The following is a 25,933-nucleotide window of genomic DNA, read 5'->3' as shown; positions in this document are numbered from 1 at the left end:
AGGTCATGATGACCTCTTCTGTTCACTCTTAATTTTTCAGGTTTTCCGGAAAATTGGCGGGCAGCTGATCAGGCGGGCAGTCAATCACGCTTTCGTTGTTTTCACCCACATCACGAATCACGGTCAGCGTCGCGAACTCATCAATCACTTCAGTTGGATAAGCCGGACCCGCTTCGCGGAATTTCGCCATCTCTTCCAGGTGATCATTCTGGAAGCAGACGGTTTTTTCCGGATTGTTCATAACCCAGCGTGGGAAGAAGATGGTGCCGTGGAAAATTTTATCCGCCAGATTAACGGCCAGGCTGACATCAGTGCCGGTTGGTTCAGTCCAGGAGACTTTATAGACATCCTGCGCCAGGCGAACCACATAAACATGCTGATTTTTAACCCAGCGATTGCCGACCATACCACTGTGAATGCGATAGTCGATGGTGCTGGCATTTTTTATGTAGAGCTCGTAGTTCCAGCCGTTGTCATAGGTATAAACCAGATGTTTGCCAACGATGCCAGACAGGTCATGTTTATCAAAAGTGCTCATGATTAATTCCTCATTTGTTTTCCCTGATGTGATTATTGCGCGTTACAAAAGCGATGAATAACGCTATTTTTAGCACTAAATCATTCATTTTTTAGATGGGTTATCATGTACAAAACAACGCTGGAACAGTGGTGTCTGCTCGACGCCATCGTAAAGGAAGGGAGTTTTGCGCTGGCAGCGGAGAAGAATAATCGTAGCCAGTCCTCATTGAGCTATCAGTTGAGTCTGCTTCAACAACGGCTCGACATGGAACTGCTGGAGCAGGTGGGACGCCGTGCCGTCCTGAGTGCTGAAGGACATCAGTTACTTGCGCAGGTGCGTCCACTGCTGGAAGGATTTAGCGCGCTTGAAGCTAAGGCCAGTGCCCTGCGACGAGGTGAACGTTCGCGTATTGATTTAATGGTAGATGCTACCTTTCCAAAACCTCTGCTGTTTGATGTGCTCAATATATTTCAGCAACGCTATCCACATGTGCGCATCTGGTTCAGCGAAATTGTCCGCAGCGAAACACCAGACAGGCTGGCTGAACAACAGGCCGATCTCTGGCTGGTGGCGCAATACGGTGATACCCCTTTAGCGGGCGAAAGCCTGATGAGTGTCGATTTCGTCGCCGTTGCCCATCGCGATCACCCGCTGCACAGTGAACCTGCCCCGCTTAATGCTGCCACACTGGCGCGCTGGCCCTGCATTACCATTCTGGATCGCCAGCAACAGCAGCAGTCAGAGGTGAGTGGCAATCAGGCAGAAAACTGGTCATTCACTACCCTGTCGGCAGCGATTGAAGCGGTCCAGCACCAGCTAGGCTATGGCTGGCTGCCGGAACAAAATATCGCCAGCCTCTTAAAGAGCGGTGAACTCCGTCCCCTGCCGCTGCTTCAGGGCCGCCGACGCAGTAGTACGCTGGTGATGTACATCAATGAAGAGAGACTGCCCGGCAATAGCGCCATTGCTGAACTGGCGCAGATGTTTATGGAACGGGTGGCAGCGTGGGAGGTGCGCCGCTGAACGTAAATGTAAAGGCACGCACACAGCAGCTCTTTCTGGCCGCTCGCTCCTTATAACCCCGCTATTTCGCTAGCTCTCATCATTTCCTTTCGCTAAACTGCGGGGCTGGATTCCTCCCAGCATAAATTGCGCAGAGTAACCCATGACCCGCAAATTCAAGCCTTTCACCTCCCTTTCCCGCCGCCACCGTCGCACGCGTGTTCAGCACATCAAAAATCTTATCCATCGCGAGCGTGAGCGCTGCGGTGGTTTACATTACGATGATTGTGATTCTGAAAACGCAGAGGCTATTGCGGCGGGCTGGGTCTGGACCTGGAGTGATGTTCTTTTCCTGGATGATCAAGATCCCACCATCTACTGGAACGCCGAGATCGTTACTGCTGATGTCGCTCGCATGGATATCATCGAAAACCGGGTACTCAATGAAGCCACTGCAATGCTTGACCAGACCCAACTGGAGGATGAATTCCGTTTAGAGACAGTGTCCAACTATGACGCGAAAGGAAAGATTGTCAGCTATAAGCAGGTAAAACGCACCCGCGTTGCTTATCCCCAGTTCGGCGGGATGACATATCATGATTACATTAACAAGCGCGTGGCAGATATTCTCCGCGACACCCCACCCGTAATCACCCCTGGTTATCGCATCCAGCATGGCTATCGTAGTGGTATTGGTCTGCAAATCATCGTCGCAGAGTCAGAGCTGACGCGTGAAGTCATCGATAATGCCATCCGCACATTTCTGGCAGGTAACATGCCTTCTCTTAAATCTATATAGCCGTTCTGATGCCCCACCTCCCCTGCCGGGCTTTTTGACACACCGCCTCGCACGTCAGGGGTTAACGGCTTACTGGCATTGCTAGTCTGGCAGCACAAAGGCTGAATATCAGTAATATTGAAGTGCGATTCCGGGCGATTTGCTCTCGGTCTAACGTGTCTGTCAGAGGAATGAATGGCAGAATCTACTGACGCTTATGATCAAAATGACAGACCAAAAAAAAGCCCCCATAGCGGGAGCTTTCTCTTTGCAGCGGCAGAAACTTACTTCTTCTTCGCTTTCGCGTTAGGCAGATCGGTGATGCTACCTTCGAAGATTTCTGCAGCCAGACCCACTGACTCATGCAGGGTCGGGTGAGCGTGGATGGTCAGCGCGATATCTTCCGCATCACAACCCATCTCAATAGCCAGACCGATTTCGCCTAACAGCTCGCCGCCGTTAGTACCGACAATCGCGCCACCGATAATACGGTGCGTCTCTTTGTCGAAAATCAGCTTGGTCATGCCGTCTGCACAATCAGAAGCGATAGCACGGCCAGAGGCAGCCCACGGGAAGGTGGAGGTCTCGTAGCTGATGCCCTTCTCTTTCGCTTCTTTCTCGGTCAGACCGACCCAGGCAACTTCTGGCTCAGTATAGGCAATTGAAGGGATCACTTTCGGATCGAAGTAGTGCTTCAGACCAGAGATCACTTCAGCCGCTACGTGGCCTTCATGCACGCCTTTGTGCGCCAGCATTGGCTGACCGACGATGTCGCCGATAGCATAGATGTGTGGCACGTTGGTACGCATCTGTTTGTCGACGCGGATGAAGCCGCGATCGTCCACTTCCACGCCCGCTTTACCGGCATCCAGACCTTTACCGTTCGGCACACGACCGATAGCAACCAGCACCGCGTCATAACGCTGCGCTTCGCCTGGTGCTTTTTTACCTTCCATTGAAACGTAAATGCCATCGTCTTTTGCTTCAACGGCGGTCACTTTGGTTTCCAGCATCAGGTTAAATTTCTTGCTAATTTTTTTGGTAAAGACTTTCACCACGTCTTTATCCGCAGCCGGGATAACCTGGTCGAACATCTCAACCACATCGATCTCTGAACCCAGCGCGTGATATACCGTCGCCATTTCCAGACCGATGATGCCGCCGCCCATGACCAGCAGACGCTTCGGAACTTCTTTCAGTTCCAGCGCATCGGTAGAGTCCCAGACGCGTGGATCTTCATGTGGAATGAATGGCAGTTCGATTGGGCGTGAACCCGCAGCGATGATGGCATTATCGAAGTTGATGGTGGTCGCGCCGCCTTCTCCTTCAACCACCAGGGTGTTAGCACCGGTGAATTTGCCCAGGCCATTCACCACGGTGACTTTACGACCTTTTGCCATACCTGACAGGCCGCCAGTCAACTGGTTGATAACCTTTTCTTTCCAGCTGCGAATCTTGTTGATATCAGTAGATGGCTGGCCAAACACAATGCCGTGCTCTTCAAGGGCTTTCGCCTCTTCAATCACTTTAGCAACGTGCAGCAGCGCTTTAGATGGGATACAACCGACGTTCAGACAAACACCACCGAGGGTGCTGTAACGCTCTACCAGTACGGTTTCCAGACCTAAATCCGCACAACGGAAGGCTGCAGAGTAACCTGCAGGACCTGCCCCAAGTACCACGACCTGGGTTTTAATCTCTGTACTCATCATGACCTCTTAATTGATATCCGGCGGGTCAGACGTTCTTATAATGCCCTTGTTCCACCGGGACTTTCACCGCAAGAGTTTACAGAATTGTTAACAAACTGCCAACAGCGGCGCGACGAATCGTTAAAGGAAGGCCGGCATCCGCCGGCCTTCTTCACATTTACATAACTAAACGACGAATGTCAGACAACATATTGCCGATAATGGTGATGAATCGCGCACCATCAGCACCGTCGATCACGCGGTGGTCGAAGGAGAGAGAAATCGGCATCATCAGACGCGGCGTAAACTCTTTACCATTCCACACCGGCTCCATCGCCGATTTAGAGACACCCAGGATAGCCACTTCCGGCGCGTTAACGATCGGCGCGAAGTGTGTGGTGCCCAAGCCGCCCAGGCTGGAGATGGTGAAACATCCGCCCTGCATGTCGCCCGCTGTCAGCTTACCGTCACGCGCTTTCTTCGAAATCGCCATCAGTTCACGCGACAGCTCGGTGATGCCCTTCTTGTTCACGTCTTTGAAGACCGGAACGACCAGGCCATTTGGCGTATCAACCGCCACACCGATGTTGATATATTTCTTCAGCGTCAGTTTCTGCGCATCTTCAGACAGCGAGCTGTTGAAGCGTGGCATCTGCTCAAGCGCCGCCGCGACCGCTTTCATGATGAACACGACAGGCGTGTACTTCACATCCAGCTTACGCTTCTCTGCTTCAGCATTCTGCTGCTTACGGAACGCTTCCAGATCGGTGATATCGGTTTTGTCGAAATGCGTAACGTGCGGGATCATCACCCAGTTACGGCTCAGGTTCGCGCCAGAAATTTTCTGGATACGACCCAGTTCGACTTCTTCGATTTCGCCAAACTTACTGAAATCAACTTTCGGCCATGGCAGCATGCCCGGCAGACCACCGCCGCTTGCCGCAGCAGGTGCTGCTTCAGCGCGTTTCACGGCGTCTTTCACGTAAGTCTGCACGTCTTCTTTCAGAATGCGACCTTTACGGCCGGTGCCTTTGACTTTCGCCAGGTTAACACCGAACTCGCGCGCCAGGCGACGGATCACCGGAGTTGCGTGAACGTAAGCGTCGTTCTCTGCGAACTCACCTTTGCTGTCGGCTTTGGCTGCTGGCGCCGCGGCGGCTGGCTTAGCATCAGATTTCGCAGCAGGCGCCGGAGCAGCTTCCTGTTTCGCAGCCGCAGGGGCGGCCGGAGCTGCACCTTCGACTTCGAACACCATGATCAGTGAGCCGGTGCTGACTTTATCGCCCGTTGCGACTTTCAGCTCTTTGACCGTACCTGCAAACGGCGCAGGGACTTCCATTGAGGCTTTGTCGCCTTCAACCACGATCAGTGACTGCTCAGCTTCAACTTTGTCGCCAACTTTGACCAGGATCTCGGTGACTTCGACTTCATCACCGCCGATATCCGGAACGTTGACCTCTTTTGCACCTGCAACAGCAGCGGGTGCCGATGCTGCTTCTTCTTTCACTGCTGGCTTCGCATCAGAGGCCGGTGCTGCGCCTTCTGCTTCAAAGACCATGATGGCTGATCCGGTGCTGACTTTGTCGCCAGTCGCAATGGTGATCTCTTTGACCACACCCGCGAACGGAGCCGGAACTTCCATTGAGGCTTTATCACCTTCCACCACAATCAGTGACTGCTCGGCTTCGACTTTGTCGCCAACCTTAACCAGAATCTCAGTGACTTCGACTTCGTCACCGCCGATATCCGGAACCGCCACTTCTTTGCTGGCAGTGGCCGCAGCAGCGGCTGGCGCTGGCGCCGCGTCCGCTTTTTTCTCTGCGGCCGGTGCTGGTGCTGCTTCAGCAGCACCTTCAGCATCAAACACCATGATCAGTGAGCCGGTCTCAACTTTGTCACCGGTAGAGATCTTAATCTCTTTCACTACGCCAGCTTGTGGCGACGGCACTTCCATTGAGGCTTTGTCGCCTTCCACGGTGATCAGCGACTGCTCGGCTTCCACCTTGTCGCCAACTTTCACCAGAATCTCGGTGACTTCAACTTCGTCAGACCCGATATCCGGTACCTTAATTTCGATAGCCATTACTCTATTACCTCTTAAGCCAGACGCGGGTTAACTTTATCGGCATCGATATTGAATTTGGTGATCGCATCGGCCACCACTTTCTTCTCGATCTCGCCGCGTTTAGCCAGCTCACCCAGCGCGGCAACCACCACATAAGATGCATCAACTTCGAAGTGATGACGCAGATTCTCACGGCTGTCAGAGCGACCAAAGCCATCAGTACCCAGTACGCGATAATCGCTGGCCGGGACATAGCTACGAACCTGTTCAGCAAACAGTTTCATATAGTCGGTTGAAGCAACAGCAGGTGCGTCGTTCATCACCTGAGCGATGTAAGGTACACGCGCTTCTTCAGTCGGATGCAGCATGTTCCAGCGCTCACAATCCTGGCCATCACGCGCCAGCTCGGTGAACGAGGTCACGCTGTAGACATCAGAGCCGATACCGTAATCTTTCGCCAGGATCTGCGCGGCTTCACGCACGTGACGCAGGATAGAACCTGAGCCCAGCAGCTGCACTTTACCTTTGCTGCCTTCTACCGTTTCCAGCTTGTAGATACCCTTACGGATACCTTCTTCCACGCCCTGCGGCATGGCTGGCATATGGTAGTTTTCGTTCAGCGTGGTGATGTAGTAGTAAACGTTCTCCTGCGCTTCGCCATACATACGCACCAGACCGTCATGCATGATGACAGCCACTTCATAAGCGTATGAAGGATCGTAAGAGATACAGTTCGGGATAGTCAGCGACTGAATGTGGCTGTGACCATCTTCATGCTGCAGACCTTCGCCGTTCAGCGTCGTACGACCCGAGGTGCCGCCGACCAGGAAGCCGCGTGCCTGCTGGTCGCCCGCCAGCCACATCAGATCGCCGATACGCTGGAAGCCGAACATGGAGTAATAGATGTAGAACGGAATCATCGGCAGGTTGTTGGTGCTGTAAGAGGTCGCCGCAGCCAGCCAGGATGAACCTGCGCCCAGCTCGTTGATCCCTTCCTGCAGAATCTGGCCTTTCTCGTCTTCTTTATAGTAAGCAACCTGCTCGCGGTCCTGCGGGGTGTACTGCTGACCGTTCGGGCTGTAGATACCAATCTGACGGAACAGACCTTCCATACCAAAGGTACGCGCTTCATCGGCGAGGATCGGAACCAGACGATCTTTGATCGACTTGTTCTTCAGCATCACGTTCAGGGCACGCACAAAGGCGATGGTGGTCGAGATCTCTTTGTTCTGCTCATCCAGCAGCGCACTGAACTCTTCGAGTGCTGGCATTTCCAGCTTCTCAGTGAACTTCGGCTGACGCGTTGGCAGGTAGCCGCCTAATTTCTCGCGCTGACCGTGCAGATAAGCATGCTCTTCTGAGCCTTTCTCGAAGGTGACGTACGGCAGTTCTTCGATTTTATCGTCAGCAACCGGCACGTTGAAGCGATCACGGATATAGCGTACGCCATCCATGTTCATCTTCTTCACCTGGTGGGCAATGTTTTTGCCTTCCGCGGTGTCGCCCATACCATAACCTTTGATGGTATGCGCCAGGATCAGTACTGGCTTGCCTTTAGTGTCCTGCGCTTTTTTCAGTGCCGCATAGATTTTCTTCGGATCGTGGCCGCCACGGTTCAATGCCCAGATTTCATCATCGGACATATCTTTAACCAGCGCCGCGGTTTCCGGATACTTGCCGAAGAAGTGCTCACGCACATAGGCACCATCACGGGATTTGAAGGTCTGGTAGTCACCGTCAACGGTTTCGTTCATCAGCTGAATCAGCTTGCCGCTGGTATCTTTGCGCAGCAGCTCATCCCAGCGTCCGCCCCAGATGACCTTAATCACTTCCCAGCCAGCACCGGCAAAGATGCCTTCCAGCTCGTTGATGATCTTGCCATTACCGGTTACCGGACCATCCAGACGCTGCAGGTTGCAGTTGATGATGAAGACCAGGTTATCCAGTTTTTCACGGGTGGCGATGGTGATCGCACCTTTAGATTCCGGCTCATCCATCTCGCCGTCACCCAGGAAGGCATAAACGGTCTGAGCAGAGGTGTCTTTCAGGCCACGGTGTTCCAGATACTTCAGGAACTTCGCCTGATAGATCGCTGACAATGGACCCAGACCCATTGATACGGTCGGGAACTGCCAGAATTCCGGCATTAATTTCGGGTGCGGATAAGAAGAGAGGCCTTTACCGTCAACTTCCTGACGGAAGTTGTTCATCTGATCTTCAGTCAGGCGACCTTCAAGGAACGCACGGGCATAGATGCCTGGAGAGATGTGGCCCTGGAAATAGACCAGATCGCCGCCATCCTTGTCACTGCGGGCGCGGAAGAAGTGGTTGAAGCACACTTCATAAATCGTCGCAGAAGACTGGAAGGAGGACATGTGACCACCGAGTTCCAGATCTTTCTTCGACGCGCGCAGCACCGACATGATGGCGTTCCAGCGGATTGCGGAACGGATACGACGTTCAAGAGAGGTGTTGCCCGGATAATCGGGTTCATCTTCAACGGCAATAGAGTTGATGTAGTTGCTGATTGCAGACGAACCTGCAGCCACTTTTACGCCGCCTTTGCGGGCTGCACCCAGTACCTGATCAATCAGATACTGTGCACGTTCAACACCTTCTTCACGGATGACCGATTCGATCGCCTGTAGCCAGTCACGAGTTTCAATCGGATCCACGTCATTGTGTAAACGTTCTGACATGGGTGTGTTCCTTATCTGTGTCTAATACGTTGAATAATCGGGAGCCTGTTAAAGCAGATGCAGGCAGCCTCGTCTGATGTCCGTACGATCTTTGTCGCACGTTATTCCTTACGTTGCTGTAAACGACGCAGGGAGCGTTCTCGACGGCTCTGCTCCCGACTTCTGTCCAGCAAGATTTCCTCTATGAACGCCAGGTGACGGTGTGAAGCCTCGCGCGCTTTTTCTGGCTCACGAGCCACAATCGCCTCAAAGATTCTGGCGCGGTGACCGCTCACTTTTGCCAGCATTTCCCGGCGCGAGTAGAGCAATTCGAAATTCTGACGAACGTTTTGTTCCAGCATAGGGCCCATTGAGCGTAGCAAATGTAAAAGCACAACATTATGGGCCGCTTCTGTGACAGCGATCTGATACTGCATCACTGCGTCCGCTTCGGCGTCTAAGTCGCCGCTGTCCTGCGCCTGCTGGATATGCACATGGCAGTCGCGAATGCGCAGCAGGTCTTCTTCCGTGCCGCGCAGAGCTGCGTAATAGGCCGCGATGCCTTCTAAGGCATGACGCGTTTCCAGCAGATCAAACTGTGATTCCGGATGGTCGGCGAGAAGCTCAACGAGTGGATCGCTCATGCTTTGCCAGAGATGCTCCTGTACGAATGTTCCGCCACCCTGTCGGCGCAGCAATAATCCTTTGGCTTCTAAGCGCTGGATCGCTTCGCGGAGAGATGGACGTGAGACATCGAATTGTTTAGCGAGTTCGCGCTCAGGGAGCAGCTTCTCTCCCGGACGCAGTGTCCCTTCCATAATCAGGGATTCGAGCTGTTGCTCGATAGCGTCGGAGAGCTTGGGTTGGCGAATCTTACTGTAAGCCATCATCCCTTCTTATTAAGCCAATCGTCCGGAGTAAATTGGTAATACCAATTGCAAAGAGGTGCCGGTAAAGTAACAAAGTATTCACCTTGTGTCTATATGGTGTCTGCGACATTCACCTCCCCCGCAAGCCTGTGCTGACGCTAACTCGCGGTTAAAAAAATGAAAAATCCCCGTTCCTGTAAATGTTAAATAAATGCACTTTTACCAAACCTTACACCCGCTCAGGGCCTGAGCGCAGCGGTAACCATAAGTGAAAGCTATTCGTCATTAACGGCATTTCATGGCAGAAGTTTGCGGGGGACAGACGTGACCGGGACGGCGTTTTTTCAGTCAACTCTCAGCACGAAAGGCGAAAGCAGGTGCAAAGCGATTCGCTTATCACTATTCTTGTCGCCAGGGTAGCAGATGGCAGCATTCAGCAGGCCAGATACCGTAAAATAATCAATACGTTATTGTAACTACTTCATTACAGCGGACTGCGCTGCGAACGAAGAATAAAAACATCACGAGGTTTGTATGGAACAACAGCAAGGCGAAGCGCTGAAACGTGGTCTTAAGAACCGCCATATTCAGCTCATCGCGCTGGGTGGTGCAGTGGGAACCGGGCTGTTTCTGGGCAGTGCATCGGTCATTGAATCCGCCGGACCGGCCGTTATTCTGGGCTATGCGATTGCCGGTTTTATTGCCTTTTTAATCATGCGTCAGCTGGGTGAAATGGTGGTGGAAGAGCCGGTCGCCGGCAGCTTCAGCCACTTCGCGTATAAATACTGGGGCAACTTTGCCGGCTTCGCCTCGGGCTGGAACTACTGGGTCCTTTACGTACTGGTTGCCATGGCGGAACTTACCGCCGTCGGTAAATATATCCAGTTCTGGTGGCCAGACTTTCCGACCTGGGCCTCAGCCGCCATCTTCTTCGTGATGATCAACGCCATCAACCTGACCAACGTGAAAGTGTTTGGTGAGATGGAGTTCTGGTTCGCCATTATTAAAGTGGTCGCGGTCATCGGCATGATCCTGTTTGGTGGCTGGCTGCTGTTCAGCGGTCACGCGGGTCCGCAGGCGACCGTGCGCAACCTGTGGGAACAGGGCGGCTTTTTCCCGCACGGCATCGGCGGTCTGGTCGCGGTCATGGCAATTATCATGTTCTCGTTCGGCGGACTGGAGCTGGTGGGTATCACCGCTGCAGAGGCTGACAACCCGGAAGTGAGCATTCCAAAAGCAACTAACCAGGTGCTGTGGCGTATCCTGATTTTCTACATTGGTTCACTGGCGGTGCTGCTGTCTCTGATGCCGTGGAGCCGTGTCACGTCAGAAGTCAGCCCGTTCGTCTTTATTTTCCACGAGCTGGGCGATGCCATGGTAGCGAATGCGCTGAACGTGGTGATCCTGACGGCGGCCCTGTCGGTCTATAACAGCTGCGTTTACTGCAACAGCCGCATGCTGTTTGGTCTGGCACAGCAGGGCAATGCGCCGAAAGCGCTGCTGAAAGTCGATCGTCGCGGTGTGCCGGTCTTAACGATTCTGGTCTCGGCTGTCGCCACTGCGCTGTGCGTGCTGATCAACTACCTGATGCCGGGTGAAGCATTTGGCCTGCTGATGTCGTTGGTCGTTTCCACGCTGGTGATTAACTGGGCGATGATCAGCCTGGCGCACCTCAAGTTCCGTCGTAAGAAAGATCAGCAGGGCGTCACCACCCGCTTCAAAGCGCTGCTCTATCCGGCGGGTAACTGGATTTGCCTGGTCTTCCTGGCGGCGATTCTGGTGCTGATGGCGACCACGCCGGGCATGGCGATCTCTGTCTGGCTGATCCCCGTCTGGCTGGTCATTCTGGGTATTGGTTACTTTATCAAGAACCAGACGCAAAAGGCCTGATGCCTTACCGCGTACTGCAACCTCCTGTGGGAGGTTGCAGTACGTCACACGCGTTCCCCTGCCCCTCTTCAGCCCCGATCCAGTTCACACTTCTCTTCCCGCACCTGTTTTGTCCATCTTCATGACGAATTACTCCCGTTCATCTCGCTGATTTGATGACAATAATTCCTGTTCACACTGGATGCGCAGGAGAAAACCATGAAAGGTGCAGCCCTCTCGTTTCGGGAAAAACTGGGTTATGGCATGGGCGATGCCGGATGCAACATGATTGGCGGTGCCATCATGCTGTTCCTGAACTACTTCTATACCGATGTTTTCGGGCTGGCTCCGGCGCTGGTCGGGACCCTGCTGCTTTCGGTCCGGGTGCTGGATGCGGTCACCGACCCGATTATGGGTGCCATCGCCGATCGCACCCAGAGTCGCTGGGGCCGTTTTCGTCCCTGGCTGCTGTGGGTTTCCGTGCCCTATGTGGTCTTCAGCGTTCTCATGTTCACCACGCCAGACTGGACTTATCACAATAAGGTGATCTGGGCCTTCGTCACCTACTTCCTGATGTCGCTGACCTACACCGCGATTAACATTCCTTACTGTTCGCTGGGCGGCGTGATTACCAACGATCCCGGTGAGCGTGTCTCCTGTCAGTCATACCGTTTTGTCATGGTCGGCATCGCCACGCTGATACTGTCGCTGTCGCTGCTGCCGATGGCGGAGTGGTTTGGCGGTGAAGACAAAGCACGTGGCTATCAGATGGCGATGGCGGTACTGGCCACCATTGGTCTGGCGATGTTTCTGTTCTGCTTTGCCACGGTACGGGAACGTATTCGCCCGGCCGTGCCGAGCAATGATGACCTGAAGAAAGATCTGCGTGACGTCTGGAAGAATGACCAGTGGGTGCGCATTCTGCTGCTGACCTTCTGCAACGTCTGTCCTGGCTTTATCCGCATGGCGGCCACCATGTATTACGTGACCTGGGTCATGGGCCAGTCAACGCACTTTGCCACGCTGTTTATCAGCCTGGGGGTGATTGGCATGATGTTCGGCAGCACGCTGGCAAAACTGCTCACCGATCGCTGGTGCAAACTCAAAGTCTTCTTCTGGACCAATATCGTACTGGCTCTCTTCTCCAGCGCCTTCTACTGGATCGATCCCCACGCTACCGTGATGGTTGTGGTCGCCTATTTTGTGCTGAATATTCTGCATCAGATCCCCTCTCCGCTGCACTGGTCACTGATGGCCGATGTGGATGACTATGGCGAATGGAAAACCGGCAAACGCATTACCGGTATCAGCTTTTCCGGCAACCTGTTCTTCCTTAAGGTGGGGCTGGCGGTCGCCGGTGCGATGGTCGGCTTTCTGCTGTCGATCTACGGCTACAATGCTGGCGCTAAACAGCAGTCACCGGAAGCGATTAACGGCATCATGCTGCTGTTCACCGTTATTCCGGGTGTTGGCTATCTGATTACTGCAGGTGTGGTGCGGCTGATGAAAGTTGACCGCAAAATGATGATTACCATCCAGCAGGATCTTGCGCTGCGCCGCGAAAACTTTCATGAGTTACACACTGTTCGCCTGCGTAACGGTGTTGTCACGCCAACCGGAGATGTTAAATGACCGCAATCCTGCCGAATCCTTTTATTGAGCAGCGCGCCGATCCCTTTATCCTGCGCCATGAACAGCACTACTATTTTGTGGCCTCGGTACCGGAGTATGACCGGCTGGAGATCCGGCGCGCTACCACGCTGGCTGGCCTGCGCAACGCCGAACCGGTTGTGGTCTGGCGCAAGCCCGCGAGTGGTTCCTGCAGCGAATTAATCTGGGCACCTGAGCTGCACTACATTGACGGTCAATGGGTCATCTATTTCGCAGCAGCCCCGACGCGGGAGATCAAAGAAGGACTGTTTCAGCACCGGATGTATGCGCTGATGTGTGAGGCGGCAGATCCGTTGCAGGGCGAATGGCAGCCCTGCCGCCGCGTCTTCAGTCAGTTTGACAGCTTCTCACTGGATGCTACCCACTTCGTGCATCAGGGCAAAAACTGGTATCTCTGGGCGCAGAAAGATCCCCTGATTCCCGGCAACTCTAACCTCTACCTGGCTGAGCTGCTGAATCCCTGGACGCTGAAAGGCACGCCGGTGATGCTAAGCCGGCCGGAATATGAGTGGGAGTGTGCAGGGTTCAGCGTTAATGAAGGTCCGGCGGTCATCCGTCACGGCGATCGGCTGTTTGTGACCTACTCCGCCAGCGCCACCGATGAGAATTACTGTCTGGGGCTCCTGTCGATTGCCGCAGATGCCAACCCGCTTGATGCCGCAGCCTGGCAGAAATCAGCGCGACCAGTGTTTGTGTCCAGCTGGGACAACCACCAGTACGGGCCGGGTCACAATAGCTTTACTCAGGATGAGGCAGGACGCGACGTGCTGGTTTACCACGCGCGTAATTACACTGAAATTGAGGGCGATCCGCTCTGGGATCCGAACCGCCATACCCGACTGAAATATTTCAGCTGGCGGGAAGATGGCACGCCCGATTTCGGCGTGCCACCTGCTGATTACACCAGCGTGCCGTAAATCGTCAGCAACGCGACGGCAACAACCAGCACCAGCGAAGTCCGTTTTGCTAACGCCACGGCCACCCGTGGCGTTTCAACTTTATCGGTGTGCGCATCGCGCGACAGTGAGAACTGCGCCAGCGTCGTCAGCACGTGATACTGAGAACGGTGACGATCGGTCAGCGAGGCAAACCAGGCGGGCAGCGCTTTTTCGCCGTGGCCCAGCAGCGCGTAAGCGACACCCGCCAGCCGCACCGGGATCCAGTCGAGCAGATGCAGAATCGCATCCACGCCCGATTGTGCACGCGCCATCGGTGTACCGTGCTTTGCCAGCCAGCCCTGCCAGGCACGCAGAAACGCGTAACCCACCAGCAGCACAGGTCCCCACGGCCCACCCACCACCAGCCAGAACATCGGGGCGAGATAGAAACGGAAGTTTATCCAGATCAGCGCATTCTGCAGCTCGCGCAGGAACTCACGTTCGCTGCACTCCACCGGCACACCATGGATTAGCGTCAGCTCAGCCGCCATCGCCTGATGTGCCGCGTCGTCGTCATGGCTGGCCGCTTTCAGGTAGCTATGGTAGTGCTGACGTACTGAGCCGGCACCGATGCAGAGCAGTCCGGCAACGATCCAGAACAGCAACTGCAGCACGCCAAACAGCAATCCTTTCAGACTCCAGACCACCAGCGCGGTCAGCGCCATCGCCAGTACGGTCATCAGCAGGGTTCGCATCATGGAGTAATGGCGGCGATGGCGAAAAATCGGCTCCAGCCGGTGTTCGAGCTGCCAGTGCTCGCCCAGTTTGAACAGGCGCTCCCAGCCTAAAACCAACAACAAGGTAAACAACGTCATACTGACTCCGCAAAAATCACGATTTTTGCTGCGTTAACAGCTGTTTGTAGTAGTCCCAGTCAAAAGCAGGTCCGGGATCGGTTTTGCGTACCGGCGCGATGTCGCTGTGCCCCGTGATACGTGAAGGCGTTACCGGATAGTGTTGCAGCAGTAACTGCGTGACCTGCTGCAAGGCCCGATATTGCGCCTCGCTATACGGCTCGCTGTCAGTTCCTTCCAGCTCAATACCGATGGAGAAGTCGTTGCAGTTTTCACGTCCTTCAAACTGCGAAATGCCTGCATGCCAGGCGCGTTTGTCAAAGGGGACATACTGCACAATCTCCCCGTCACGACGAATCAGGCAGTGTGCTGCCACTTTCAGGGCGGCAATATCCGCAAAATAGGGATGAGCATCCGGCGGTAATGTGCCGGTAAACAGTCTGTCGATCCAGGGTCCGCCAAATTCACCGGGTGGCAGGCTGATATTGTGGATCACCAGCAGTGAAGGCGCCTCATTGTCAGGGCGTTCATTACAATGCGTTGACGGCACGTGACGCACACCGGTCAGCCAGCCCTGTTTGATTTTCATACCGCTTTTCCTTATATCGCCAGGCTGAGAATAGCATGAATAATAAAGGATTCTTGCCTCTTAGTGTGTCGGTCCGGTGACATTAAATTGCCCTTTGTTAAGGATACTAAACAAAATGTTATCCGTTGCTGGAACCTGATGCCGGTTCAGGCTATTGTGACCGCCTCTGTCCTTCCTGTTTCTGGAGTAAAATGCCTATGTCATCCCGTGGTTATGATCCCGACAGCCGCCGTCAGGCCCTGATTAAACGCATTGAAAGTGACATCCCGGATGCCGTTGCGCTGGCGTTAAAAGAGGATCTCGGTGGTGAAATCGACGCTGATCGCGACATTACCGCGCAGCTGTTACCTGCTGAAACGCAGGCCCATGCGCAGGTCATCACCCGTGAAGCCGGTGTTTTCTGTGGTAAACGCTGGGTTGAAGAGGTGTTCATTCAGCTTGGCTCGCATGTGACTCTGAACTGGCATGTTGAAGATGGTGATCGAATCGAAGCAGATCAGTTGCTGTTTGAAATTGAGGGGCCTGCCCGCCTGCTGCTGACCGCCGAGCGCACGGCGCTTAATTTTGTACAGACGCTCTCGGGCGTTGCCACTGAAGTCAGCCGCTATGTTGCGCTGCTGGCGGGAAGCCAGACGCAACTGCTGGATACGCGCAAAACTCTGCCAGGACTGCGGACTGCGCTGAAATATGCCGTGCTGTGCGGCGGAGGCAGCAATCATCGCCTCGGCCTCTCTGACGCCTATCTGATCAAAGAAAACCATATTATTGCCAGCGGATCGATTGCTCAGGCAGTCGAACGCGCGAAGTGGCTGCAGCCCGATGTGCCGGTTGAGGTAGAGGTGGAATCCTTAGAAGAGTTACGTCAGGCGCTGGAAGCGGAAGCCGACATTGTGATGCTGGACAACTTCAGTCTGGAAGAGATGCGTGAAGCCGTCGAACTCAACCAGGGGCGGACGCTGCTGGAGGTCTCCGGCAACGTGACCGAAACCACCCTGCCACAGATCGTCCTGACCGGTGTGGACTATGTCTCGGTTGGCGCGCTGACCAAGCATGTGCGGGCGCTGGATCTCTCAATGCGTTTTAAACAAAAATAGCCTGTCCCGCCGTAACCTGACACGGCGATTTTGCGACCCCGCTTCCGGCGCAGTTTCGACTGCGCTGCAATTCTGAAATCTCTTCACATTACGCTTTCCAGTTCGCCGATCTCTGACTGTCTTTCACTGCCCCCAATTTTTACCCTGTCGCCTTCTTAACTCAGGAGACGATGTGATGAATTATCAACGTGGATTTACGCTGGTTGAACTGATGATTGTGGTGGGTATTGTGGCGATCTTAAGTGCCATTGGCCTGCCCGCTTATCAAAACTATCTGCAGCGTGCGGCCCTCACCGACATGCTGCAAACGATGGTGCCCTATAAAACCGCGGTAGAGCTTTGCGCCATGGAGCGCGGTGGCCCCACACAATGTCAGGCCGGAGAAGCAGGCATTCCGGCAGCCAGAGGATCGCGCTATGTCTCAACACTGAGCGTGACCAACGGGGTAATTACGCTGACTGGCCAGGAGAGTCTGAATGGTCTGAGCGTTGAAATGCTGCCGATCTGGGACAGCACAGAGGGCGGCATCAGCTGGCAACGCAGCTGCACCAGCAGTAACACCAGCCTGCAGGACAGCTGCCGGGAACAATTCCGCTTTGCGGATAAAGGAGCCAGCGATGAGCAAGCCTGATGAGACGATTGCGGCATTATGCCAGCGCTATCGTGCTCTGGTTTTGCATCATGATGCCAGTCTGCTGCGCGTTGCCGTCGCGGAGAGCGTGCCGCCCGGACTGGCTGAAGCGCTCAACTTTGCCAGCCAGTGTCAGATTGAGATCGAATGCTGGCCACAGGCCCGGCTTGACCAGCTCCAGCACGCTGATAAACCGCTGGTAGCGCGCGAAGAGACACCTACCGAGTCAGCAATTGAAGCGACACAGCTTATCCTGCGTCAGGCACTGGAGCGACGAGCCTCCGATGTGCATATCGAACCCTGCCGCGAGGGTCTGCGTGTGCGACTGCGCATTGATGGCGTACTGCATCCGCTCTCTTCACTGCCTTCCACTCAGCCTGCGGCGTTGCTGGCACGACTGAAGATCCTTGGCGGGCTGGATATCGCCGAACGCCGCTTACCGCAGGATGGTCAGTTCAGCATGGAGATTGCCGGTAAACCCGCCTCTTTCCGCCTGGCGACCTTGCCCATCTATGGCGGCGAGAAAGCAGTGGTCCGGCTGTTGCAGAGTGAAAGCGCGGCGCTGTCTCTGGATAAGCTCGGCTTACCCGCTGCCCAGTTGCGTCTGTTCTGTGCCGCACTGGCCCAGCCACAGGGACTGATCCTGGTCACCGGCCCCACCGGCAGTGGCAAGACGTTTACGCTTTATAGCGGACTCAGTGCCCTGAATAAACCGGAAAAAAATCTGTGCAGCGTTGAAGATCCTATTGAGATCCCACTGCCCGGCATTAACCAGACGCAGATTCACACCAAAAACGGTCTCGATTTTAACCGTGTGCTGCGGGCGCTGCTGAGGCAGGATCCGGATGTGATCATGGTGGGCGAGATCCGCGATGCCGAAACAGCGGAGATTGCGGTGAAAGCGGCGCAGACCGGGCATCTGGTGCTATCGACGCTGCACACCAACTCCACCGCCGAAACGCTAACCCGGCTGCGGCAGATGGGGATTCCCGGTTATCTGCTGGGGTCAGCGCTGAAACTGATCGTTGCACAGCGTCTGGTCCGACGCCTCTGCCCCCATTGCCGTCAGCCCGCTGAGGCGGTGGCGCACTATCCTGCGGAACTCTGGCCCGGCACTCTGCAGACCTGGCGGGCCCCCGGCTGTGACCACTGCTTCTCCGGCTATTTTGGCCGGCTGGCGCTGTTTGAGCTGCTGCCGATCAATGCCAGGCTGCAGAATGCGATTGCAGCCGAGATGCCGCTGGAGAATCTGCTCAGTCTAGCCAAACAGCAGGGATTGCGCACTTTACTGGTTTCCGGCCTGGAAGCGGTAAGCCGGGGCGATACCTCGCTGGAAGAGATGCAACGGGTGATTGGGCTGGACGATGGCTAACGCAGCTTTATTCAGCTGGCAGGCAGTCGATAGCCAGGGGCAGTTACTCAGTGGTCAGCTACTGGCTGTCGACACTGACAACCTGCTGCAGATGCTGGCACAGCGCGATCTTCTGCCGGTGAGCTGGAAGCGGGAAAAAATCTGGCGTCAGAGGGAGTGGACGTGGCAGCACAAAACCGATCTGATTCTTCAGCTGGCTACCCTGCTCAAAGCGGGCCTGCCACTGGCTGAGAGTCTGGCTTTGCTGGCTGAGGGGCATCCGCATGCAGGCTGGCGGGCTCTGATGCTCGCCCTGCATCATCGGGTACTCAGCGGTGCCCCTTTTTCACAGGCTTTGCGTGAATGGCCGCAGATTTTTCCGCCGCTCTACCCGGCTCTGATGGAAGTGGGCGAACTGACGGGGCAGCTGGATGTCTGCTGCAGTGAGCTGGCTCAGCAGCAGATCCGCCAGCATCAGTTATGGCATCAGGTGGCAAAGGCGTTACGCTATCCGCTGTTCATTCTGCTGGTGGCGATAGCGGTCACCTGCGGCATGCTGCTGTTCGTGCTGCCAGAATTCGTTGCGGTGTATGACTCCTTTGACGCGCCCCTGCCCGCGTTTACAGCCGCGGTTATGCAGTTATCTGCCGCGCTTCAGGAATGGGGCGGTGTGCTGGCCTTTGGTATTTCGCTGATGCTGGCTGGATGGCATCAGCTGCGACGACGCTCTCCAGGCTGGCAACGTCGTGAACAGACGCTTTTCCTGCGCATCCCGCTGCTTTCCGGGTTGTGGCGTGGCACGCAGCTGACGCAGATCTATACCATCCTGAATCTCACGCAGCGCGCCGGGTTAACCCTGTTACAGGGGCTGGCCGCCGTGGAAGTCACGCTCTCTTCATTACTCTGGCGGGAAGCGATGGCCGGACTGCAGCAGCATATTGCGCAGGGGAGTCCTCTGCATCAGGCGCTGATGCAGCATCCGCTATTCACGCCCTTATGTGGTCAGTTGATTCGGGTGGGTGAAGAGGCGGGCGCACTGGATTTGATGCTGGCCCGCCTGGCGGAATGGCACGAGGCAGAAACGCGAGAGCGCGCTGACACACTGGCGGCGTCACTGGAACCAATTATGATGGTGGTAATTGGCGGGATTGTCGGCACGCTGGTGATTGCGATGTATCTGCCGGTGTTCGGGCTGGGTGATGCGATGCATTAAGGGGGCGCAAAGTGCGCCCCGAAAGACTATCGATTGAAAACGCGGTTTTCCTGCTCGTTAACCCGGATAAAGGTCGTACGCTTGGTCAGCTCTTTAAGGCGCTCAGCCCCGACGTACGTACAGGCGGAACGCAGTCCACCCAGGATATCACGCGCGGTGTCAGCCACCGGACCGCGCAATGGCAGCTTCACGGTTTTACCTTCTGCGGCACGGTATTGCGCGACACCGCCGACATGACGCTTCATTGCCGATTCGGAACTCATGCCGTAAAAGAGCATGAAGCTTTCACCATTCTCTTCGACGACCTGCCCTTCACACTCATCATGTGCCGCCAGCATACCGCCCAGCATCACAAAATCAGCGCCGCCGCCAAAGGCTTTTGCAATATCGCCCGGCACGGAACAGCCGCCATCACTGACAATCTGTCCGCTTAAGCCATGCGCCGCATCGGCACACTCAATGACTGCAGAAAGCTGCGGATAGCCCACGCCGGTTTTCACCCGTGTAGTACAGACCGAACCCGGGCCAATACCGACTTTGACGATATCCGCGCCGGAGAGGATGAGCTCCTCCACCATTTCGCCCGTGACCACGTTACCGGCACAGATGGTTTTAGCCGGAAACATTTCACGCGCGCGCTGCAGGAAATCGACAAAATGCTGCGAGTAGCCGTTAGCCACGTCAATGCAGATAAACTGCAGATCGTCAGACAGCGCCATAATCGCGACCAGTTTAGTCAGGTCGGCTTCTGAGGTGCCGGTTGAAACCATCACATGGTTCAGGACTGTCGCAGGCACGCGCTGAATAAACGCCCGCCAGTCGTCTGCGCTGTAATGCTTGTGGACGGCAGTGAGGATATTGAAGCTGGCCAGCGCCTCGGCCATCGAAAATGTGCCGACGGTATCCATGTTGGCGGCGATGATCGGTACGCCGCTCCAGCTCAGGCCTGAATGTCTGAAGGTAAAGCTGCGCTCAAGCTCAACCTGTGAGCGACTTTGCAGCGTTGAACGTTTGGGGCGGATCAAGACATCTTTAAAGCCCAGTTTCAAATCTTCTTCAATACGCATAAACAGTGTCCTGGTAAGTGGCAATGAATCGTCGTTCACGAAGTAAGCACAGCTCCAGTGACGTTATGATACGCGCCTCTGGCTGCGCGACAAGACTGCGAATTTCACTTTATTTACGCTACAATCCGTTAAATTTAGTTGTGCTTTATCGGTGTGATCTGTCGCGCATTTTTGCCTTTCTTAGCCAGATCATTACCCTGTACCTATGTCGGATTATGAAGTCAGGTGAGAAACATGCCCTATATCGTCGCGCTTACAGGGGGAATCGGCAGTGGAAAGAGTACGATTGCCCAGGCATTCGCCGCGTCTGGCGTGGACATTATTGATGCTGACCTGATCGCCCGTGAAGTTGTTGAACCTGGCACGCCCGCTTTGCAGGCCATACAGGCACGCTATGGCGCGTCAATCGTGACGGAACAGGGAATGCTTGATCGTAAACAGCTTCGCGACATTATTTTTCAGCAGCCTGAAGAGAAAAGCTGGTTAAACGCCCTGCTGCATCCGCAGATTAACGCCCGGACACGAGAACTGATCGCCCAGGCCACCTCACCTTATGTGCTCTGGGTGGTGCCATTACTGGTGGAAAATCAGTTACAGCACCAGGCTGATCGGGTACTGGTGGTAGACATTGATGAGGCAACGCAGTTAAAGCGCACCCAGCAGCGTGACCATCTTTCCGTCGAACAGGCGAAACGTATTATTGCCGCACAGGCCACGCGCCAGCAGCGCCTCGCCTGTGCCGATGACATTATTGATAACAGTGGTGAGCCCGACGACGCCTTGCCACAGGTTGCCGAACTCCATCAGCGCTATCTCAGGCTGGCGGCAACGAAACAGGATTAATACCATGAGCACACCCGTTCTGTTTGAACACCCACTGAATGAAAAAATGCGAACCTGGTTACGGGTTGAGTTTTTGATTAATCAGTTAGATGAAACGACCCCACTGGATAAAACCGTTAATGCGCTGACCTTTTTTCGCCTGACTGGCGAGTTGCTCGATATTTTTGAGCGCGGCGATATGCGGACAGAACTGTTGAAAGAGCTTGAGCGTCAACAGCAAAAATTACGGGCGTGGGCTGACGTGCCTGGCGTCGATATGACGCTGGTGGATGCTCTGCGCGATAAACTCAAAATTCAGTCAACGCAGTTGATGAATGCACCGCGTATGGGCCAGCAACTGCGCGAGGATCGTCTGATTGCCCTGGTGCGTCAGCGACTGAGCATCCCAGGCGGATGCTGCAGCTTTGATTTGCCGGGCCTGCACATCTGGCTCCATCTGCCGCAGGAAACGCGCGATGCGCAGGTCGAGGCCTGGATGCAGACGCTGGAGCCGCTGCATCATGCGCTGGCGATGGTATTGGATCTAATCCGCCAGTCCGGCGCGTTCCATATGCAGACCAGTCTTAATGGTTTTTATCAGGATAATGCCGAGGGTGCCGATCTGCTGCGACTACAGTTGTCGCTGGACGATGCGCTCTATCCCCAGGTGTCCGGACATAAAAGCCGCTACGCCATTCGTTTTATGCCACTTGATAGTGAGCGCGGTGAAGTTCCGGCCCGCCTTAACTTCCAGCTGGCCTGTTGTTAGAGGTAAATATGCAGCAAGAAGTGATGACCGTTTCCTGTCCGCAGTGCGGCAAAGATGTGATCTGGGATGAGCTCAGCCCGTGGCGCCCTTTTTGCAGTAAGCGCTGCCAGCTCATCGATTTAGGAGAATGGGCCGCAGAAGAAAAACGCATTCCCAGCAGCAACGACATGAACGACAGTGACAACTGGAGCGAAGAAGAAGATCGCTGATGAGATGGGGCGCACTGCCCCATCCAGTCAGAGTTCGCCCGCGACCAGACGCGCAATCAGCTGGTGATTCGCGGGTGGAAACTCCTCCGCCACCAGCGCATGCTGATCAACCCAACGCTGTGGCTGACCCTCTTTGCCCCACGGCTCGCCTTTCCACCCTTCAACCAGAAAGAAATGCAGCGTTACGCGCAGATCGTCATAGCTGTGGTCTGCATGACCAATCGGGCGCGCCTCAGTGACGTCAATCCCGGTCTCTTCGTGTAGCTCCCTGACCAGCCCCTGTTCGGCGCTTTCGTTCGCTTCAATCTTACCGCCAGGAAACTCCCACTTGTTCGCCATGTAAGAGCTTGCCGCGCGCTGGGCAAGGAAAATCTGTTTATTGGCATTGCGAATGATGCCAACTGCAACCTGCAGGTGCTTCATGGAAACTATCCGGTCGTCATAAGTGAATGAAGGCTGATTCTAGAGCATGCCGGAGCGGAAGTTAACCGCTTTAGCTCAGCGCTGGCGCAGAGATTACGTTAGCAGAGTGCATAAAAAAAGGAGCCATCGGCTCCTTTTTTATCAGCATTCAGTCTCAGGCAATACGGCCATGACACTGCTTGTACTTTTTACCGGAACCGCATGGGCAAGGATCGTTGCGGCCGACTTTGCGTTCGCCGCTCTGCTCCGCCACAGACTCGGCTGCCAGCAGATCTTCTTCTACATGGCTTAGCTGCTGTTGCTGCGCCAGACGTTCAGCTTCTTCACGACGCTGTTGCTCCATCGCTTCAACTTCTTCTGGCATGCGCACCTGCACTTTGCTCAGCGTACTGATCACTTCATACTTCAGTGATTCAAGCATTGCGGCAAACATAGCGAAGGACTCACGCTTGTACTCCTGCTTCGGATCTTTCTGCGCATAGCCGCGCAGATGGATACCCTGACGCAGATAGTCCATCGCAGCCAGATGCTCTTTCCACAATGAATCCAGCGTCTGCAACATCACGCCTTTTTCGAAGTTGCGCATCATCTCTGCACCAACGATCTGCTCTTTCTCTGCGTAGCTTTCCGTGGCGTGGGTCATGATGCGCTCACGCAGCACTTCTTCGTGCAGATCAGGCTCTTTATCCAGCCATTCTGCAATCGGCAGATTCAGATCGAAGTCAGCACGCAGACGCTCTTCCAGACCCGGCACGTCCCACATCTCTTCCAGCGACTGCGGCGGAATATAGGTGTCGATGGTGGCTTTATAGACATCGTGGCGAATGCTGTTGATGGTTTCGCTAACGTCCGAGACATCCAGCAGCTCATTACGCTGACTGTAAATCGCGCGACGCTGGTCATTTGCCACATCATCATATTCCAGCAGCTGCTTACGAATATCGAAGTTGCGGCTTTCAACTTTACGCTGTGCGTTGGCAATCGCTTTGGTAACCCACGGATGCTCAATCGCTTCGCCTGGCTTCATGCCCAGTTTACGCATCATGTTGGAGACGCGGTCTGAGGCGAAAATACGCATCAGCGCATCTTCCATCGACAGGTAGAAGCGTGAAGAACCGGCGTCACCCTGACGGCCGGCACGACCACGCAGCTGGTTATCGATACGACGCGATTCGTGACGTTCGGTACCGACAATGTGCAGACCACCTGACGCCAGAACCGCATCATGACGAATCTGCCATGCCGCTTTAATCTCCTGGATTTGCGCTTCAGTTGGCTCTTCCAGTTCTTCCACTTCAGCGTGCCAGCTACCGCCCAGCATAATATCCGTACCACGTCCGGCCATGTTGGTGGCGATAGTGACCGCACCCGGCTGACCAGCCTGCGCCACGATGTCCGCTTCGCGGGCGTGGAATTTGGCGTTCAGGACGTTATGTTTGATACCGGCACGGGTCAGTTCATTAGAAACCACTTCTGATTTTTCAATCGAGATGGTTCCCACCAGCACCGGCTGACCGTTGGCTGTGCGCTCACGGATATCTTCGATAATGGCATCGATCTTCTCTTTCTCGGTCATGTAGACCAGGTCGGCCAGATCTTTACGCACCATCGGACGGTTGGTCGGTACCACAATGGTGTCGAGCTTGTAAATAGAGCTGAATTCGAACGCTTCGGTATCAGCAGTACCGGTCATACCGGCCAGCTTCTCGTAAATACGGAAGTAGTTCTGGAAGGTGATCGAGGCCAGCGTCTGGTTCTCGTTCTGAATCTCAACGCCTTCTTTCGCTTCAATCGCCTGATGCAGACCATCGGACCAGCGACGGCCCTGCATGGTACGGCCGGTGTGTTCATCAACAATCACCACTTCGCCATCTTTCACGATGTAATCAACATCGCGGGTAAAGAGTGCGTGCGCACGCAGCGCCGCAGTGACGTGATGCATCAGCATGATATTGGTCGGTGAGTAGAGAGACTCGCCCGCTTCCATGATGCCCTGGCTGACCAGCAGCTCTTCCACTTTCACCAGACCACGCTCAGACATGTGAGCCTGACGCGCTTTCTCATCGACCCAGAAGTCACCTTCACCCTGATGGGTTTCGGTATCTTCTTTATCCTGGCGAACCAGATGAGGGATGATCTTGTTCACTTTGGTGTAAAGCTCAGAACTGTCTTCTGCCGGACCAGAGATAATCAGCGGCGTACGCGCTTCATCGATCAGGATGGAGTCGACCTCATCCACCAGCGCATAGTGCAGTTTACGCTGTACGCGCTCTTCCGGGCTGAAAGCCATGTTGTCGCGCAGATAGTCAAAGCCATATTCATTGTTGGTGCCGTAGGTAATATCAGCAGCATAGGCTTCACGCTTCGCCACCGCCGGCAGGCCTGACATGTTGATACCGATGCTTAAACCCAGGAACTCGAACAGTGGACGGTTATTTTCCGCATCACGCTGTGCCAGATAGTCGTTGACGGTCACCACGTGAACGCCTTTGCCGGACAGCGCATTCAGATAGGCTGGCAGCGTTGCGGTCAGGGTTTTACCTTCACCGGTACGCATTTCAGCGATGCAGCGGTCGTTCAGCACCATGCCGCCGATCAGCTGCACGTCGAAGTGACGCATGCCGAACACACGTTTACTCGCTTCACGCACGGTCGCGAACGCTTCCGGGATAAGGCTTTCCAGAGATTCACCTTTTTTCAGGCGCTCGCGGAACTCGTCGGTTTTCGCTTTCAGTTCATCGTCAGAGAGCTTCTCAAAATCGGGCTCCATCTTATTGATGACGTCCACCACTTTGCGCATACGGCGCAGCGTACGATCATTACTGCTACCAAAAACCTTGGTCAATATTTTGCTTAACATAGTAAATATATTCTCAATTCAGCCGGCGCA

22 protein-coding genes are annotated in these 25,933 nt (G+C 54.8%); 12 read left to right on the top strand and 10 right to left on the bottom strand.

The features are described 5' to 3' along the window. Window positions 1-28: 28 nt before the first annotated feature. On the bottom strand, window positions 29-538 hold the full coding sequence (locus AC6I8E_RS03335; protein ID WP_010253965.1) for a phenolic acid decarboxylase: 510 nt from the start codon (window positions 536-538) through the stop codon (window positions 29-31). Window positions 539-643: 105 nt separating this feature from the next. On the opposite strand from AC6I8E_RS03335, the gene AC6I8E_RS03330 reads away from it, so the two are divergent. Both AC6I8E_RS03330 and AC6I8E_RS03325 read left to right on the top strand, forming a co-directional pair. Continuing rightward, entirely contained in the window at window positions 644-1,543 is a 900-nt protein-coding gene (locus AC6I8E_RS03330; protein ID WP_095706190.1) for a LysR family transcriptional regulator, read from the top strand. A gap of 142 nt (window positions 1,544-1,685) precedes the next feature. Next, window positions 1,686-2,321, top strand: a complete 636-nt coding sequence (locus tag AC6I8E_RS03325) for a hypothetical protein (RefSeq protein WP_095706191.1) — start codon at window positions 1,686-1,688, stop codon at window positions 2,319-2,321. A 263-nt stretch (window positions 2,322-2,584) separates the two neighbouring features. On the opposite strand, the gene lpdA is transcribed toward AC6I8E_RS03325, so the two are convergent. The 4 genes from lpdA to pdhR all read right to left on the bottom strand — a co-directional run bounded on the left by lpdA (window position 2,585) and on the right by pdhR (window position 9,621). Next, a complete protein-coding gene (gene lpdA, locus AC6I8E_RS03320; RefSeq protein ID WP_010253950.1) occupies window positions 2,585-4,009 on the bottom strand; it encodes a dihydrolipoyl dehydrogenase in 1,425 nt (474 codons plus the stop codon). Between the two features lie 160 nt (window positions 4,010-4,169). Next, window positions 4,170-6,074, bottom strand: a complete 1,905-nt coding sequence (aceF, locus tag AC6I8E_RS03315) for a pyruvate dehydrogenase complex dihydrolipoyllysine-residue acetyltransferase (protein ID WP_201252288.1) — start codon at window positions 6,072-6,074, stop codon at window positions 4,170-4,172. Between the two features lie 14 nt (window positions 6,075-6,088). Further along, a complete protein-coding gene (aceE, locus tag AC6I8E_RS03310) occupies window positions 6,089-8,755 on the bottom strand; it encodes a pyruvate dehydrogenase (acetyl-transferring), homodimeric type (RefSeq protein WP_013356789.1) in 2,667 nt (888 codons plus the stop codon). Window positions 8,756-8,856: 101 nt separating this feature from the next. Beyond that, on the bottom strand, window positions 8,857-9,621 hold the full coding sequence (pdhR, locus tag AC6I8E_RS03305; protein ID WP_033781878.1) for a pyruvate dehydrogenase complex transcriptional repressor PdhR: 765 nt from the start codon (window positions 9,619-9,621) through the stop codon (window positions 8,857-8,859). Between the two features lie 516 nt (window positions 9,622-10,137). On the opposite strand from pdhR, the gene aroP reads away from it, so the two are divergent. The 3 genes from aroP (at window position 10,138) to AC6I8E_RS03290 (ending at window position 14,060) form a co-directional block, all read left to right on the top strand. After that, window positions 10,138-11,493 (top strand): aromatic amino acid transporter AroP, encoded by a 1,356-nt coding sequence (aroP, locus tag AC6I8E_RS03300; RefSeq protein WP_497824424.1) that lies wholly within the window; start codon window positions 10,138-10,140, stop codon window positions 11,491-11,493. A 198-nt stretch (window positions 11,494-11,691) separates the two neighbouring features. Beyond that, the gene (locus AC6I8E_RS03295; RefSeq protein ID WP_033781877.1) at window positions 11,692-13,104 is read left to right on the top strand and encodes a glycoside-pentoside-hexuronide (GPH):cation symporter; all 1,413 of its coding nucleotides are present in this window, start codon (window positions 11,692-11,694) and stop codon (window positions 13,102-13,104) included. Next, window positions 13,101-14,060, top strand: a complete 960-nt coding sequence (locus AC6I8E_RS03290; protein ID WP_013356785.1) for a glycoside hydrolase family 43 protein — start codon at window positions 13,101-13,103, stop codon at window positions 14,058-14,060. Before AC6I8E_RS03295 ends, AC6I8E_RS03290 begins: the two co-directional genes overlap by 4 nt. Here the strand turns inward: AC6I8E_RS03290 and ampE are convergent. After that, the gene (gene ampE, locus AC6I8E_RS03285; RefSeq protein ID WP_497824423.1) at window positions 14,042-14,896 is read right to left on the bottom strand and encodes a beta-lactamase regulator AmpE; all 855 of its coding nucleotides are present in this window, start codon (window positions 14,894-14,896) and stop codon (window positions 14,042-14,044) included. The two genes, AC6I8E_RS03290 and ampE, sit on opposite strands and share 19 nt — an antisense overlap. Window positions 14,897-14,912: 16 nt before the next feature. Continuing rightward, a complete protein-coding gene (gene ampD, locus AC6I8E_RS03280; RefSeq protein WP_013356783.1) occupies window positions 14,913-15,464 on the bottom strand; it encodes a 1,6-anhydro-N-acetylmuramyl-L-alanine amidase AmpD in 552 nt (183 codons plus the stop codon). Window positions 15,465-15,661: 197 nt separating this feature from the next. Between ampD and nadC the strand changes: the two genes are divergently transcribed. The 4 genes from nadC (at window position 15,662) to hofC (ending at window position 19,753) form a co-directional block, all read left to right on the top strand. Further along, window positions 15,662-16,558, top strand: coding sequence for a carboxylating nicotinate-nucleotide diphosphorylase (gene nadC, locus AC6I8E_RS03275; protein WP_497824685.1), 897 nt, complete (start codon window positions 15,662-15,664; stop codon window positions 16,556-16,558). Window positions 16,559-16,733: 175 nt separating this feature from the next. Continuing rightward, window positions 16,734-17,189 (top strand): prepilin peptidase-dependent pilin, encoded by a 456-nt coding sequence (gene ppdD / locus AC6I8E_RS03270; RefSeq protein ID WP_497824422.1) that lies wholly within the window; start codon window positions 16,734-16,736, stop codon window positions 17,187-17,189. Next, window positions 17,176-18,561 carry a type II secretion system protein GspE gene (gene gspE, locus AC6I8E_RS03265; protein ID WP_013356780.1) on the top strand — a complete coding sequence of 462 codons (1,386 nt, stop codon included), beginning with the start codon at window positions 17,176-17,178 and terminating at the stop codon, window positions 18,559-18,561. Before ppdD ends, gspE begins: the two co-directional genes overlap by 14 nt. After that, the gene (gene hofC, locus AC6I8E_RS03260; RefSeq protein WP_013356779.1) at window positions 18,554-19,753 is read left to right on the top strand and encodes a protein transport protein HofC; all 1,200 of its coding nucleotides are present in this window, start codon (window positions 18,554-18,556) and stop codon (window positions 19,751-19,753) included. Before gspE ends, hofC begins: the two co-directional genes overlap by 8 nt. Before the next feature lie 26 nt (window positions 19,754-19,779). Here the strand turns inward: hofC and AC6I8E_RS03255 are convergent, their stop codons facing one another. Next, complete coding sequence (locus tag AC6I8E_RS03255; RefSeq protein ID WP_033781869.1) at window positions 19,780-20,820, bottom strand: GMP reductase; 1,041 nt, start codon at window positions 20,818-20,820, stop codon at window positions 19,780-19,782. A gap of 234 nt (window positions 20,821-21,054) precedes the next feature. Here AC6I8E_RS03255 and coaE point away from each other — a divergent pair, with 234 nt between their 5' ends. From coaE to yacG, 3 genes are read left to right on the top strand one after another with little or no spacing between them, the layout of a single operon-like run. Then, window positions 21,055-21,663 (top strand): dephospho-CoA kinase, encoded by a 609-nt coding sequence (gene coaE, locus AC6I8E_RS03250; protein ID WP_013356777.1) that lies wholly within the window; start codon window positions 21,055-21,057, stop codon window positions 21,661-21,663. Between the two features lie 4 nt (window positions 21,664-21,667). Next, on the top strand, window positions 21,668-22,411 hold the full coding sequence (gene zapD / locus AC6I8E_RS03245; RefSeq protein ID WP_013356776.1) for a cell division protein ZapD: 744 nt from the start codon (window positions 21,668-21,670) through the stop codon (window positions 22,409-22,411). An 8-nt stretch (window positions 22,412-22,419) separates the two neighbouring features. Then, window positions 22,420-22,620 (top strand): DNA gyrase inhibitor YacG, encoded by a 201-nt coding sequence (gene yacG, locus AC6I8E_RS03240; RefSeq protein WP_013356775.1) that lies wholly within the window; start codon window positions 22,420-22,422, stop codon window positions 22,618-22,620. Between the two features lie 27 nt (window positions 22,621-22,647). Here yacG and mutT read toward each other — a convergent pair whose 3' ends face one another. Both mutT and secA read right to left on the bottom strand, forming a co-directional pair. After that, window positions 22,648-23,043 carry an 8-oxo-dGTP diphosphatase MutT gene (mutT, locus tag AC6I8E_RS03235; protein ID WP_095706198.1) on the bottom strand — a complete coding sequence of 132 codons (396 nt, stop codon included), beginning with the start codon at window positions 23,041-23,043 and terminating at the stop codon, window positions 22,648-22,650. A 154-nt stretch (window positions 23,044-23,197) separates the two neighbouring features. Continuing rightward, window positions 23,198-25,903, bottom strand: coding sequence for a preprotein translocase subunit SecA (secA, locus tag AC6I8E_RS03230; protein ID WP_497824421.1), 2,706 nt, complete (start codon window positions 25,901-25,903; stop codon window positions 23,198-23,200). Between the last annotated feature and the right edge of the window lie 30 nt (window positions 25,904-25,933).

The organism is Pantoea sp. X-Soil-YNGN-785, from assembly GCF_059730585.1.
Note: the sequence above shows the minus strand (reverse complement) of the source record. Positions and strands in the feature narration are given on the sequence as shown.

What these genes read in the sequence shown, in the direction of transcription:
- ampD (WP_013356783.1), bottom strand. Translation starts at nt 15,464, where the DNA reads ATGAAAATCAAACAGGGCTGGCTGACCGGTGTGCGTCACGTGCCGTCA.
- aroP (WP_497824424.1), top strand. Translation starts at nt 10,138, where the DNA reads ATGGAACAACAGCAAGGCGAAGCGCTGAAACGTGGTCTTAAGAACCGC.
- AC6I8E_RS03335 (WP_010253965.1), bottom strand. Translation starts at nt 538, where the DNA reads ATGAGCACTTTTGATAAACATGACCTGTCTGGCATCGTTGGCAAACAT.
- zapD (WP_013356776.1), top strand. Translation starts at nt 21,668, where the DNA reads ATGAGCACACCCGTTCTGTTTGAACACCCACTGAATGAAAAAATGCGA.
- aceE (WP_013356789.1), bottom strand. Translation starts at nt 8,755, where the DNA reads ATGTCAGAACGTTTACACAATGACGTGGATCCGATTGAAACTCGTGAC.
- gspE (WP_013356780.1), top strand. Translation starts at nt 17,176, where the DNA reads ATGAGCAAGCCTGATGAGACGATTGCGGCATTATGCCAGCGCTATCGT.
- nadC (WP_497824685.1), top strand. Translation starts at nt 15,662, where the DNA reads ATGTCATCCCGTGGTTATGATCCCGACAGCCGCCGTCAGGCCCTGATT.
- mutT (WP_095706198.1), bottom strand. Translation starts at nt 23,043, where the DNA reads ATGAAGCACCTGCAGGTTGCAGTTGGCATCATTCGCAATGCCAATAAA.
- secA (WP_497824421.1), bottom strand. Translation starts at nt 25,903, where the DNA reads ATGTTAAGCAAAATATTGACCAAGGTTTTTGGTAGCAGTAATGATCGT.
- coaE (WP_013356777.1), top strand. Translation starts at nt 21,055, where the DNA reads ATGCCCTATATCGTCGCGCTTACAGGGGGAATCGGCAGTGGAAAGAGT.
- aceF (WP_201252288.1), bottom strand. Translation starts at nt 6,074, where the DNA reads ATGGCTATCGAAATTAAGGTACCGGATATCGGGTCTGACGAAGTTGAA.
- AC6I8E_RS03290 (WP_013356785.1), top strand. Translation starts at nt 13,101, where the DNA reads ATGACCGCAATCCTGCCGAATCCTTTTATTGAGCAGCGCGCCGATCCC.
- ppdD (WP_497824422.1), top strand. Translation starts at nt 16,734, where the DNA reads ATGAATTATCAACGTGGATTTACGCTGGTTGAACTGATGATTGTGGTG.
- pdhR (WP_033781878.1), bottom strand. Translation starts at nt 9,621, where the DNA reads ATGGCTTACAGTAAGATTCGCCAACCCAAGCTCTCCGACGCTATCGAG.
- yacG (WP_013356775.1), top strand. Translation starts at nt 22,420, where the DNA reads ATGCAGCAAGAAGTGATGACCGTTTCCTGTCCGCAGTGCGGCAAAGAT.
- AC6I8E_RS03325 (WP_095706191.1), top strand. Translation starts at nt 1,686, where the DNA reads ATGACCCGCAAATTCAAGCCTTTCACCTCCCTTTCCCGCCGCCACCGT.
- AC6I8E_RS03295 (WP_033781877.1), top strand. Translation starts at nt 11,692, where the DNA reads ATGAAAGGTGCAGCCCTCTCGTTTCGGGAAAAACTGGGTTATGGCATG.
- AC6I8E_RS03330 (WP_095706190.1), top strand. Translation starts at nt 644, where the DNA reads ATGTACAAAACAACGCTGGAACAGTGGTGTCTGCTCGACGCCATCGTA.
- AC6I8E_RS03255 (WP_033781869.1), bottom strand. Translation starts at nt 20,820, where the DNA reads ATGCGTATTGAAGAAGATTTGAAACTGGGCTTTAAAGATGTCTTGATC.
- hofC (WP_013356779.1), top strand. Translation starts at nt 18,554, where the DNA reads ATGGCTAACGCAGCTTTATTCAGCTGGCAGGCAGTCGATAGCCAGGGG.
- lpdA (WP_010253950.1), bottom strand. Translation starts at nt 4,009, where the DNA reads ATGAGTACAGAGATTAAAACCCAGGTCGTGGTACTTGGGGCAGGTCCT.
- ampE (WP_497824423.1), bottom strand. Translation starts at nt 14,896, where the DNA reads ATGACGTTGTTTACCTTGTTGTTGGTTTTAGGCTGGGAGCGCCTGTTC.